The sequence below is a fragment of the Rhizobium azibense genome, assembly GCF_004342325.1.
GTDB lineage: Bacteria > Pseudomonadota > Alphaproteobacteria > Rhizobiales > Rhizobiaceae > Rhizobium > Rhizobium etli_B.
In genome coordinates, this window is sequence record NZ_SMBJ01000001.1 from 108510 (window position 1) to 120981 (window position 12472).

Annotated in this window: 9 protein-coding genes and 4 pseudogenes; 5 read left to right on the plus strand and 8 right to left on the minus strand. The window is 60.5% G+C overall.

Going from position 1 to position 12472, the window contains the following annotated elements:
• Window positions 1-19: 19 nt before the first annotated feature.
• Entirely contained in the window at window positions 20-589 is a 570-nt protein-coding gene (locus tag EV130_RS00480) for a TetR/AcrR family transcriptional regulator (RefSeq protein WP_132658920.1), read from the minus strand.
• Window positions 590-674: 85 nt separating this feature from the next.
• Here EV130_RS00480 and EV130_RS32410 point away from each other — a divergent pair, with 85 nt between their 5' ends.
• Window positions 675-935 carry a transposase gene (locus EV130_RS32410; RefSeq protein WP_165918467.1) on the plus strand — a complete coding sequence of 87 codons (261 nt, stop codon included), beginning with the start codon at window positions 675-677 and terminating at the stop codon, window positions 933-935.
• 338 nt (window positions 936-1273) lie between these two features.
• Here the strand turns inward: EV130_RS32410 and EV130_RS00490 are convergent, their stop codons facing one another.
• Both EV130_RS00490 and EV130_RS00495 read right to left on the minus strand, forming a co-directional pair.
• The gene (locus EV130_RS00490) at window positions 1274-1669 is read right to left on the minus strand and encodes a hypothetical protein (RefSeq protein WP_074065412.1); all 396 of its coding nucleotides are present in this window, start codon (window positions 1667-1669) and stop codon (window positions 1274-1276) included.
• 187 nt (window positions 1670-1856) lie between these two features.
• Window positions 1857-2038 (minus strand): annotated as a pseudogene (locus EV130_RS00495) (ISL3 family transposase); the annotation flags it as partial.
• A gap of 356 nt (window positions 2039-2394) precedes the next feature.
• On the opposite strand from EV130_RS00495, the pseudogene EV130_RS00500 reads away from it, so the two are divergent.
• A pseudogene (locus tag EV130_RS00500) lies at window positions 2395-2493 on the plus strand (integrase); the annotation flags it as partial.
• Between the two features lie 139 nt (window positions 2494-2632).
• Here EV130_RS00500 and EV130_RS00505 read toward each other — a convergent pair.
• From EV130_RS00505 to EV130_RS00525, 4 genes and pseudogenes are all read right to left on the minus strand, one after another.
• Window positions 2633-6022: an AAA family ATPase gene (locus tag EV130_RS00505; protein ID WP_245519987.1), complete on the minus strand. Its 3390-nt coding sequence runs from the start codon at window positions 6020-6022 to the stop codon at window positions 2633-2635.
• A gap of 148 nt (window positions 6023-6170) precedes the next feature.
• A pseudogene (locus EV130_RS00510) lies at window positions 6171-7591 on the minus strand (FAD-binding oxidoreductase).
• A gap of 1773 nt (window positions 7592-9364) precedes the next feature.
• Entirely contained in the window at window positions 9365-9952 is a 588-nt protein-coding gene (locus tag EV130_RS00520; protein WP_132658922.1) for an RES family NAD+ phosphorylase, read from the minus strand.
• Window positions 9949-10647 carry a hypothetical protein gene (locus tag EV130_RS00525; RefSeq protein WP_237358628.1) on the minus strand — a complete coding sequence of 233 codons (699 nt, stop codon included), beginning with the start codon at window positions 10645-10647 and terminating at the stop codon, window positions 9949-9951. Before EV130_RS00525 ends, EV130_RS00520 begins: the two co-directional genes overlap by 4 nt.
• A gap of 232 nt (window positions 10648-10879) precedes the next feature.
• On the opposite strand from EV130_RS00525, the gene EV130_RS34155 reads away from it, so the two are divergent.
• From EV130_RS34155 to EV130_RS00540, 3 genes are all read left to right on the plus strand, one after another.
• Window positions 10880-11083 (plus strand): DUF2092 domain-containing protein, encoded by a 204-nt coding sequence (locus tag EV130_RS34155; RefSeq protein ID WP_425375560.1) that lies wholly within the window; start codon window positions 10880-10882, stop codon window positions 11081-11083.
• Between the two features lie 434 nt (window positions 11084-11517).
• Window positions 11518-11790, plus strand: a complete 273-nt coding sequence (locus tag EV130_RS00535) for an AbrB/MazE/SpoVT family DNA-binding domain-containing protein (protein WP_074065418.1) — start codon at window positions 11518-11520, stop codon at window positions 11788-11790.
• Window positions 11787-12191 carry a type II toxin-antitoxin system VapC family toxin gene (locus EV130_RS00540; RefSeq protein ID WP_132658924.1) on the plus strand — a complete coding sequence of 135 codons (405 nt, stop codon included), beginning with the start codon at window positions 11787-11789 and terminating at the stop codon, window positions 12189-12191. The genes EV130_RS00535 and EV130_RS00540 overlap by 4 nt, the downstream gene beginning before the upstream one ends.
• Before the next feature lie 90 nt (window positions 12192-12281).
• Here the strand turns inward: EV130_RS00540 and EV130_RS00545 are convergent.
• Window positions 12282-12467 (minus strand): annotated as a pseudogene (locus EV130_RS00545) (transposase domain-containing protein); the annotation flags it as partial.
• Window positions 12468-12472 lie beyond the last annotated feature (5 nt).

Sequence of the window (12472 nt, forward strand, 5' to 3'; positions counted from 1 at the left end):
CTCAATGATGAGCCAAATATTATGCAGCAGTGCCTTTCCACAACAGGTCGAAACCAGCTTGGCGGATGTTCTTGTCCTGTTTCGGGTTGGCGGCTATGGCATTGATCGTGATTTCGGCGAGGCCGAACACGATCGTATCGATATAGAAGTCAATCCTTTCAGGATCGGCATGGCCGGCAAGACACGCTGCGACGATCGCCCGTGCGTCGTGGACCATGGCTTTGCTTTTCTGTCTGCTCTGCGCGGTTACTCGATCCGAAACCTTGAGTTGTCTGACAGCCTTTCGAGCTGTCGAATTGGTCAATCCCCAATCCACCAGACGGTCCCACACGCGTCTTAGTCTTTCACGAGGTGCGTCCCCATCCGGATATGGTGCAAGCATTCGCTCCATCAGGTCGATCTCAATCGTCATAAAGAGTTGATTGAGAAGATCGTCCTTGCTTGGAAAATAAGTGAATAGCGTTCCCTCGGACACACCCGCAGCCTTCGCAATCTTTGCTGTCGACGCCTCTGTTCCCAAACGGGCTACAAAATCGCATGCCGCCTCGAGCAAGGCTTGCCGTTTTTCTTCGCTAAGGGGGCGCGCCATCTATACAACAATCATAATTGAGTGAGTCATAACTCATCTATCAGGTTCCATTCGTCGTGTCAAGAGGGCGGGTGGTCTAACCCAGATGGAGCAGGCTTTGGGCGCTTCGAAGAGCGAACGCACCTCGGAGCGGCTGGGCTACCGTTCGGGCTACTATGGCCGCACGCTGATCACCCGCGTCGGCAAGCTGGAACTGCGCGTGCCGCAGGATCCTTCGGGCCGCTTTCCACCGAGCTGTTCGAGCACTATCAGCGTTCTGAACAGGCCCTCGTTTTCGACCTTGGCGGAGATATACGTCCAGGTTGCCGACACGGAAGGTGAAGGCGATCACGGAAGAACTGTGTAGGCATGCCTTCTCCGCTTTCGGCGTTCAATGAGAGCGTCAAGGCTTTAGGCAAGCGACGGCTTCCCGAGCCTTTCCCTTACCGCATCCTCAGAAGGTGCGCGAGGCTGGCGTGGCCAGGAGCCAAGCGGTGCTGATCGCGATCGGGATCGACTGGGACGGCCGCAGCTCGTCATGGGGCGACCCGACGACGGCCGCCCGCGAGATTGCACTTGATTCCGCCTTGTCGCGACTGCCCCGAGCTCGCTCTGCAGGCGTTTATAGCGCGTCCGAGTTCATTCCCAAAGATCGGCGGGCCAATGTTCGGCAAAGATAGGCATCAGAAATGACCGGCTCTCCGCCTACTTGCTTCCCATCATCTTTTTGAGGTCCGTGACTTTATTCATGCAGCCTTTTTCGTCTCCGGCATCGGCCATTTTACGGGCGTCCATCATCATCCGGCTAACCTGGTCGGCCTCAGCGCCGGCGCTTTGCTTCGTCACCTCTTCCTGGTGCGGGGTGATGGACTTCACACTACCTGATGTCGATCCCGTCGTTTCGGGGTCGCTAGCCTGCTGCTTGCCACCCAATACCTCTTTCTGGTGCTGGGTCATAGGAGCGCCGGGATCGCTGCCTGCTCCGGTTTGCGCAGATACCGCCGCTTGGTCCAGATTCTTGAGTTCCTCCTTGCAATCCGCGAATGCCGGCCCGGACAGCAGAAGCGCAAACGCTGTGGTTGCTGCTAGACGCATGGACATGTTTTCCTCCAAGAGACTGTGCGATAGACTCACTTAACTAACGAAAGGAACGTCTTCGTGCTCGAAGGGTTCCTCTCGTTAATCTCGCTATTCGAGAGCCAACAGGCGGCATGGGAAAAACGGCCCCATTGGAGCTAAGGAACGAACATTGCCAGGGTCGCAAGTGTCGCTGTGGAGTTTATTAGGTTCATCCGCAATTTCTGTGATTCAGCGGCAGCATTCTCGCCCTCTTCAGTTCTGGGCCGGCGCGGCCGTACATTGCTCGCTTCACCATCTTGAGGCGGTTGATCCGCCCTTTGGCTTGACGTTGCTCAAGGGGAGTTCGATTGCATTTTTGACGGCATCAATATCCCGGTGCAAAACGCTGGCCGCGGATACCGGCCGCTTTGCGCCCATATTTCAGTCGTTCAAGTTCGAACCAAGAGTTGCGGAAAGCAGACGCACGTCATTCCGTTAGCTTAATAGTCAGAGAAAGTTCGAATCCTACGGGGCGCGCTGCTTTCGAACAACGCTTGGAACTCCTGCCGGAGACATCCCGCCGCCCGTTAGCCGCGAAGCGTCTCAGCGAATGCGGGTGACGATCCCTGCGCAAAGAGGAGGGCTGAGCCCACCACCAAAGCAGGCCCATGCTCCACATGCCACAATATCTGGTTTAACGAGTTCTAAAAGTGTAACCCTTCGGTTTATAAATCCGAGAAACTCCAAACTTGACCTCAGGTTTGCTGCGACAGCTCTATCGCATCGTCGTCGAAAGCGCCCACGCCGCCGACATCGCCAAGCGGGTCGGGCCGCACACGCTGCGCCACAGCTTCGCCATCCACCTATAAGACGGCACCGACATACGGATCATTCAGGTCCTGCCCGAATTGGCATCTCGGGTGCGGACGGTCCGCGAACCGGGATCACTTGATCCAGCCTGACCTACACTACGCCAACCGGCTGTTCGATCGGCCTTCCCCGGCATCATTGATGGCCAGATGGGCATTCTGATCGCAGTTCGTCGAGCAGTGCTCGCCCCTCCAGAAGATCGGGTGTATCGAAGCCCTCGCTGATCGAGGCGTAAGGAGATGCGAGGGTGTCGTACGCCTCCGCGGTTTTACCGTCTGCACGCAGATGCCGCGCGAGCCGGATGGCTGCCCTGAGCGTGAGGGATAAAGCCCCTTGTGCCGTTGCTATCTCCACGGCACGCCGAAAGCAGTCCGCCGCCGGCCGGAATGGGGCGAGCGATAGCTCGCCCTCGAGGAGACGGAGCCGCGCGTTGGCCCACGATTCTCCGTGGCGCTCAGCGACGGCGTCGGCCTCAGCGAGGGTGGCGCCCGCCTCCTCCAGCCGCTGCGTTTTGATGTAGAGCTCGGCGAGGATCGCAAGATAATGCGGCAGCCTAAGTCCGGCGCCTGTCGCGCGCAGATCTCGCAGACCATCGCGCAGGCGTACGATACCCCCATCGAGGTCGCCCTCCTCGGCGGATGCCCAGCCGTCCATTATCGTGGCCCAGGCAAGATAATAGCTGAAACCATACTCGGCACAGACCGCGTAAGCGGCATCAGCATGCACGCGCACCATCGCCGGTTCACGGCGGAACTGGTGCAGCATCGCGGCATAGGCGAACGCGACGACGAGGCTGAACGGGTGATCGAGGCGTCGGGCCACCTCAATCGCTTCGCCGATGGTCAGGAGTGCACGATCCGCGAATCCGAGATGCCAGTCGACATGAGAAGCATAGGCGCGGCCGTGGACGTGGATATTGACGCCAGCCGCGAACGCGTGGGCGGGATCACCGGCACGTTCGATCTTGCTGCGCGCCGCCTCCAAGTGGGTCATGGCCAGGGAATGATTGCCCAGATGGAACAGGTTGAAGCCCAGTGCATGATGGGCGTCAGCCTGGCGCACGAGGTCGTCGCCCCGTTCAACCAGCTCGAGCAGTTCGACGCCGAGCTCGCCTGTTCGGGTCAAGTGACCGCGTACGTGATGGACGTGGCACAATCCTCGTAGCGCTCGCGCGCGATGGCTCTCGTGCCCTTGCTGGCGGGCGAGCTCCTCGGCTCTGGCGTAGGCCGTCTCGACCTGGGGTGCACCGAAGCCCTCGGTTGCGATCAACGGCGGTCCCAGAGCCACCTGGATCTCAAGCTCCTGGCGCTCGCGCGCCTCGCTCGGCGGTGCGTCCCTGAGTATGGCGAGCGCTTTCGTCAGGTGACCGATCGCTTCCTTGTTGGCCGAGCGCTGCCGTGCCAATTGGCCGGCGCGCAGCCACCAATCTGCGGCCCGGTCGTGAATCCCGGCCTCCGTGAGATGGCGGGCCAGGAGTTCGGGCTGGCGCTCGACGACGGCGGGGAACTGCGCTTCAAGCGCGGCGGCGATACGCGCATGAAGCTCGACTCGCCGGCTTCTGAGGAGGGTCGCGTAGGCGACATCCTGGATCAGCGCGTGCTTGAAGGTGTAGGTCGCGTTGGGCGGCTGGCCGCGCCGGAAGACCAAATCGGAGCCGACGAGCCTACTGAGCGCTTCACTGAGCGTCGGCTCTTGAAGCGGCGACACCGCGGCCAGGAGATCGTGATCGAACTCGCGGCCGATGCAGGCGCCGATCTGCGCCAACTCCTTGGCCGGCGCCAGCCGATCCAGCCGGGCCATAAGCGAGTCCTGCAAGGTCGAGGGAATGGCGAGCGCCGCCGCCACGCCGATAAGCTCAAGGTGGTCACCCCGGTCTCGCAACAGGCCGGATTCGAGAACCGTCCGGGTCAGTTCCTCGACAAACAACGGGATACCGTCCGTCTTGCTAGTGATCTGGGCCAGAACATCCGGCGGCAACGCCTTCCCGCCGACGACGCGGCCGACGATCATCGCCACGTCGCCACGAACGAGCCGGGAGAGCGAAAAGGAGGTGACGTGAGCGTGGCCCGTCCAGGGAGGGGTGAACTCGGGCCGGAAGGTGATCACCGTGAGCACTCTCAGGCCCTGCACGCGTTCGACCAGAAGATCCAGGAGCTCCATCGTCGAAGGGTCGATCCAGTGCACATCCTCATAGACGGCCAAGACCGGCTGCTGGCCGCACACGGCTTCGAACTGCCGGAGCAGGACCTCGAAGGTGAGCTGCTTCTGGCGCTCGGGCGTCAGATCCAGGGCCGCGTGGCGGCTCTCGACCGGCAGTGATAACATGGCGGCCATGAGCGCCGTCGCGTCTTCATCGAAGCACGCCGAATTCGAACTGAGGAGTGTTTCGAGCTTGCAGAGCTTCTCCTCAGGCCCATCGTCGCGAGCAAACCCGGCTGCTCTCTCGAGCTGCCCGATCACTGGAAAGAGCGCGCTGTCCATGTGGTAGGGCGAGCAGAAATGGTTCAGTACGGTAACCGGTTCCTTGGCGAGCGCCTCGCGCAGCGCCAGAACAATCCGCGATTTACCGATTCCGGGCTCGCCGGAAAGCAGCACCACTTGGCCCTCCCCGGCCTTGGCCCGTCGCCAGCGCTCGAGAAGCAGCGCCAGCTCCGCGTCACGCCCGACGATCGGCGCCAGCTCCCTCAGATGGAGTGCCTCGAAGCGGCTCGCTGCGCGACCGGGTCCGAGCACACGGAACGCTCGGGCCGGCACCGTTAGTCCCTTGAGCGGCTGGACTCCGAGATCCTCGACCTCGAACAACGCGCCTAGAAGCTCTCGTGTACCCTCACCGATCACCACCTCATTGGGCCGCGCGAGCGTCTGCAGGCGGGCGGCTAGATTCGGCGTTTCGCCGACGACCGCCTCCTCTTGGGCCGCCCCCTCGCCGATAAGGTCGCCCACGACGACCACGCCTGTGGCGATGCCGACCCGGGCTGCGAGCGGCTCGCCGGTCGGGCTCGCCAGGCGCCCGACCGCCTCGACGGCCGCGAGACTGGCCCGCACGGCGCGCTCGGCCTCGTCCTCGTGCGCCCTCGGCCACCCGAAATAGGCGAGCACTCCGTCGCCCATTAACTTGGCGACATGACCTTCGAAGCGAGCGAATCCACCTGTCACCGCATTCTGGTAGGCGCGGAGAAGCTTGCTCATGTCCTCGGGATCGAGCCGGACCGACAGTGCCGTCGAGTCGACTAGGTCGACGAACACGACCGTAAGCTGCCGCCGCTCGGCCCCGGCTCGCGCCGGTTCCGCAGACAGCAGGGTCGCCGGCTGCGGCCCTGCTGTGACGCCACCTGCCATCCCTTCGCCGCGCAAGGCCGTGATTGCCGACAACAGCTTGCGGCGGTGACCGATCGAGGTGACGCCGAGGCCGATCAGGTCTTCCGCCGTCAGCTCGGGCAGAACGTCGGCGCTTATATCGTTGTCGCGGAACATCTGCTCGTAGCGCGAGAGCTGCAAGTTGCGCAGCCAAGTCCCAATGTCCAAATCCTTCCTCCACCAATTGCCGGAGCGAGGGTCGCAATAGGCAAGAGCGCTTGTCTGGCCCTAACCCTAACGGTCCCGCTCACGGTCTGAACGCGGCACTCCGGCGGCAAGTCGCGGCCCTGATCCAAGCCTGGCATCCACGGCAAGCTCACGCTGGTCGGACGTTCTGGTTCATGCGGAACAAGTTGGTCGGATCATAGCGGCGCTTGATCTCCGCCAATCGACGATAGTTTGCGCCATAGGCCGTCGCGACGCGGTCAGTCTCATCGGCGGGCATGAAGTTGACGTAGGCAGTGCCGGCGGCGTGCGGCGCGGCAGCGTCGAAGAGTCTCCTGGCCAGGTTATGCAAGCCTGGTCCATCGAGGGCTCACGCCACCGGGCATGCACATTCATGACAAAATGCGCGTTACGCTGCGGAAATGCGGTCGCCTCGACCGGGACGCGCCCAGCGACGCCGCCGACATGACCGATGAAGATCTCGCATTCGGGCCCAGGGAGTTCCCGGATTGCCTGGGTCAGGACGCTGATTGCGCCATCGGATAGCTCGGTGAAGTCATGCGTCTTCCAGTAATTACGCGCGCCGGGCGTGAGCAGGGGATCAAACATCGCCTGCCAGCTCGCGAACGCGCGAGGCTCCACAACATCGACGATAGGACTACCGAGTGAGCGCAACTCGGCCGTGGCACGCTCGCCCGCCTCGATGTTACCGCTGTAGCACATCGCAAGGACGAGAATTTCGCGGCCGTGCCATTCGCTCGGTAGGAATGGCAGTGGTGGCGCCTGGCGCATGACCACCCAGCATGTCAGTTCATCCGCCGTCGTTTCAACGATACGGCGATAATCTTTGAGGAGCTTGGCGGCATCATCGAAGGGATGTATGACCAGTCCGGCCAGCACCTGCGGCCCGAGCGCGTGAAGCTGGAACTCAAACGCAGTAACGACCCCGAAATTGCCTCCGCCACCGCGCAGTGCCCAAAACAGGTCCTGGTTCTCCGCGGCACTCGCCCGCATCAGATTGCCATCAGCGGTCACCACGTCGGCCGCGGTGAGATTGTCGACGGTCAGGCCGAATTTGCGGGTGATCCAGCCGAAGCCGCCGCCCAGCGTCATTCCGGCAACGCCGGTAGTCGAATTGATGCCGGTCGGAACAGCGAGCCCAAAAGCCTGCGTCTCTTTGTCCAGCTCCGCCAAGGTCACGCCGGGGTCGACCCAGGCACGCTGCGTTGCCAGATCGACCCGCACCGACTTCATCTGCGAGAGGTCGATCAAAAGGCCACCGTCGCAGACTGCGTTGCCGGCAATATTGTGTCCGCCGCCGCGCACGGCTACCAGCAATTCATGAGTACGAGCAAATCGAACGGCGCTGATTACGTCCGCCGCTCCGGCACAACGCACGATAAGGCCCGGATGCCGATCAACCATCGCGTTCCAGATGGTTCTCGCTTCCTCGTAAGCGGATGTGCCTTGCTCGAGCACCCTGCCGCGCAACCCGCTAGCCAACGCGTCGACCGCAGCGGCATCGACGATCTTGATACCGGACTCCAAGGTCTTAAGATTGAGGCTGTCCATAGGTCGCTTCCTTTGCCGATAGTCCTGCTGACGGGCCTGGGAGTGCCGTCCGATCCTCTCGTTTGGTGCCCAGCTCACTCGGCTTTGAGAACCGGCGGATGTGCGGCTGCCCTCGCCCAACCCACGGCAGCTGCGAGCCTTCCTTGATCCGATAGCACATGGCGGCATCGGCGACACCGTGGCGAGGGTGAGGACGTCGCACCAACAATGGGGTCGCGTCGGGCCAGGGAGCATCCCTGTCATACCCCGGTGTTGCGTTCCCTCGTCACTGATGGCACTGCAAGCTCATTACGAAGGCGTCTCGGCTGTCGCGCTGCCGAAACGGCCATTGATGCTGACGCTGGGGCGCTGGCGCTAGGGCACGATACGCCGCCGTAACAGCCCTGTCATACAAATTCGTGAGATTTGGTCCAGATTCAGGCCGAGCCGTTAGGTCCCGTCGACCGCGACCAGCGCGTATCGCCTCATGAGCGGCGATTGACCTCGCTGCTTAGCTTTTGGAACTTTAACTGTTGAAAACCAAACGCGTCCCCGTGTAAGCCCGCAGCAGCTTCATCGGAAGCTCGGCCTTCGCGAGATCGGTGAATGTTCGCCGGAGCAGTGGAGAGGAACGACGTAGGTCGGATCGATCTCCCTCAGGGCGACGACGGCCTGGCGCAAATAGTCCGGCTTATATGGGGCCAGATGGAAGCCGCCGATCATCGTATGGAAGATGAGAATCCGAGGGGCGGGATTCTCAGATTAACTGCAACTGCGAAGACGCCACCGAACGGCCTGTATGGGTCATGATCTCGTCGAAAGGCGCCCTTTTGCCGAAGCAGCGCAGACACGGCCAGGACCAACACGCCGCTTGCGGAGAATTCCAGGACTTCCTCAAGGATCGCTGCTTTATACGACGTTATGAGATCGAGGGTCACGGCGCTTGTGAGCATGCACACAGCCACAGCCAGACGGAATTCGAAAGCCCTTGAAAGTATAGACCTGACGCTCGCCTGAGCCCTTTGTCCAAACAGGTATCGCGGCGGCCACGAGAAGCGCTACCCCTGTCACCGCCACGAGCAGGCCGGTACGTCCTGCGTCGCTTAGTAGGCGAACGAGGAGAATGACGATGTCATGGCCGCCGTCAAATTCTCCGCCGCCGCTCATCTGCGGCATTTGAAGATCAAAGATGCGGGCTCGGAAGCTGATTTCACCGAGAAGGAGTATCAAAGATAGCCCGCTCGTGCCGACGAGGACGCTCCTCTCTAGTGAGGTCACGAAGGCACCATTTCGAAAAGCCGCACCAAACGCGAGCAGCGAGGCCGCCGCAAAACCCGCAGCGCCCCAGGCTTTTCCAGGAGGCCGTCTTCGACCAATCAATCCGGCCTGGAAAGGCCGATGGTGAAAAGCAGGATCGCACAGGCGGCCACCGCACAGATAAACGCCAGCTTCTCGCTGCTCATCATTCCTTCTTTCTCAATCTCCTCTGCTCCGTCATGGAACTGTCATAAACAGCTTCTGTCAAACTGCTGGCGCCGAGGGGAGCAACGGCAGGAAATCTGTGACGGCGTCGTCGACATGTGCAGGAGCGGCCTGGCCCGAACGACGGGGTGTCTAGCCGTCTTTTGAAGGACGGGTGTCCCTGCCTTATATGAACGCGTGTCGACGATTTCCTACAGGGCTACACAATTCTCGAATTTAAATTGCAAACCGAAAACACGATCTCTCGTAAAATCTTCGTCTCATCCATTTCCCAGAGAGGCACGTCAATGCGCCTGCCGTGGGATCACCGGCTCACGGCGCAAATCCCACTCCATAGGATTCGGCGATCTGCCAGAACCAATCCTGGTCAAGGTCGGTCCGGCGTTCTGTTTCGACAACTGCGTCGGCCGCCCGATCGAAAAGTGCGTAGCAGAGCTCCGCATCGTCATGACGGGAATGGTAGGCAATGCCGTCGGACTCGACGGGATGTTTATACAGTGCTTCCGACCAAACCTGCGGAACATCGTAGGGCAAGCCGCTATGCGAGACTTCGGCTGTGGCGCCGATTCGCGCGAGGCCCGGACCGGCGAAGCGGATCAGCTTCAAGTTTCTGTTGGTGCTGAAGCGGAGATATGCTTTCCGTTGGAGCAGATCGGCATCGATCAGCGTGCGCCCCGGCGTCCGCAGAAATGTTTCCGCGAAAGCGCCGGCGATCTCCTTGGCAGCATAGAGGACGCCGTAGGAACCATCAGGAGCATTGAAGCGCCCCATCGTAGAGGTGTCGAAGAAGATCGGTTCTCGCTTGGCGGTGTAGAAGCGATGAAGGATCTCCCCTGCCGAAAGCTCCACCACTTCCGGCTGACGCCGCCTGACGTCCGCGGGAGGGAGCGGGCCGCTCACGCCCCCTGCTCACCATGCCGCCGAGCAGCTTCAAGCACGACGTCAAGCTTACCGGACTTGAGCAGATCGATGGGTTTGCGGTTGTTCAATCTCACATCCGCATGGGAAAGGAAGTTGAGCACTGACCATGGATTGCGGGTTTGCAAGGCTTCACGCACAGCTTTTAGACCGGGTACGACCGTACCGTCGCGGTTGAACTGGAGCGTCGGATAGCTACGACGATTGCTCGGACCGGGAACGGCCAGCAAGGACCCTTCCTGCACGCGCTTGTCGACCGCCTGTCTGGACACGCCGCGCATCAAGGTGCGGACCTGATCAAGATCATAGGCTCCGCCAGCGTCTCGCAGATCCTCCTGTGCAATGCGGATGCCTTCGAGCATGGCCCGGCTGCGTGCATCGGGTTCAAAAGCCGACCTATCCAAAAGCGGCTTCGCATCGACGTGAACTTGACCGGGCTCTTTTTCGATCACTTCCGTGACACGGGCGACACGACCGCGGACAGTTTTCCTGATTTCTCGGACGGACTCCGGCCTCGACGACACGATCGCAACCTCAGCGCCCGCAGGCAGCTTGAAGCCTGAAAGTGCCTTAATCGGATCGCCCTTCATGGTGAACATCGTCACGATGCCCAACGGGGTCTTGCTGCGGGCTTTCGCGGAACTCCTCGATGTCCTCGAATGTGCCTTGTCGGTCATGGCTCATCTCCTTTGCCCTTAATATGGGGATCTATGCAACTTTGTCAACCACGACAACTAACGCAAAAGCCCAAGCCGCAGCCGATTTACGCTGCATTCCCGGGAATGCGCTTACTCAAGCCTCCCACTAGGTCGCAACCGAACGCCTGCTCGGGGTGGATGTTGGTCGTCTCATACGGCTCGCCGATCCCATTGACCCGCGACTTCACTAGGCGAGTCTATCGGACAGTCTCTGACACCCCATCTGCAAAAGATTCAATTCGCGAGCTCAGGTCAGGTTGTCGTGAGTCGTCCGAATAAAGTGCACGCGACCCGCATTGGCGGGTTTGCTGATATCGAAATGATTTTCGACGGCAAGCAGGTGACCATTCCTTCGGAGGACGCCAAATCTTCGGCCAGATTGACGCTCTTGGGACGGTCGGAAGTCTTCCAGTAGAGCCGGCGCAGTGTCCCATAAATGCTTGTGAGATTAGTATATTCCCAACTCAGCGGCGACACGTGCTTCAGCACGTCGTCGGGAGATTCCGAGCGCTTTGACGCAGGCGGGCGACGGCGCGGCTAACCTGGCTGGATCTCTGAGCCCTACGCGCCAAAGAGAATCCGCCGCTTCGGTAAATACTCCCTCGAAATGGAGGACATGCCAGATCCGCTCGATCCAACCCCTCTGCCGTTCCAGCTACCGCTGTGACCGGCTTTTTAGACGTATCCTGCATCTGCGATATTATCGGTCCAAGTCATAAGAGCTGCCAGGATTAGGGGCTGGGCCGAGCGACATCATGCCCCGACCCTGCGCCGGAATGAACAAGCCGTGGGACTTGAATCGGCACAACACGGCATATACATTATGGCATATACAAAGGAGGCTGCCGTATGCCTATTTCATTGCCGTCATCAAGACCGAAAGAAGTGAAGCTGTTCCGCAACAACCGCAGCCAGGCGGTGCGCATCCCTGCGGAATTTGAATTGCCAGGGGATCGCGTGATGATCCACCGCGAGGGGGATAAGCTCATCATCGAGCCTGTAACCGGGCCGTCCAATTTCGCGGAGCTTATTGCCGAGTGGAAGAGGGAGCCTCCGCTCGGGCCTGAAGACCAGTTCCCGGATATTGAGGATATGATTGCAAAGCCGGAGAACATCTTTTGAACGGGTACTTGCTTGATACGAACATCATCAGCGACATCATACGCAATCCCTTCGGACCGGCGGCTCGCCGCATCGAGGAGATCGATCCCAAAGAGATTTGCACCAGTATCATCGTCGCAGCTGAGTTGCGATACGGTTGCGCAAAAAAGGGATCAGCCAGGCTACTGGCCAAGGTCGAAAGCGTGCTCGAAACGCTTCCCATACTGCCCATGGATATCCCCGCCGATATCAAGTACGGCGGCATCCGAGCGGAGTTGGAAGCGGTGGGGCAGACCATTGGCCTTAACGATCTACTGATCGCCGCGCATGCCTGTGTGCTAGACCTGACACTTGTCACGGACAATACGCGCGAGTTCCAGCGCATTCGCGGCCTCAATCTGGAGAACTGGCTTGAGAGATAGCGGGAAGAATCGCGGGCCCGGAAGCAAATTCCGAAACCACGACCAGCGCAAGGAAGCTCACAGGGCATGCACTAATGAGTGCTAAAATCCTTAGCGTTTCCGCGGGTTCCACGGCAGCAACTCGTCGATACTGCTCTGCTTGTGACCGTTCACGATGGCGGTGAGCGCGCCGGTAAGACACGCAAACGGATCGACGGCATCGAGCTTGCAAGTCTCGATGAGAGAGGCGATGGTCGCCCAATTCTCTGCGAGAGCGTTCTTCCTGCTGAGGGTGACCTTGC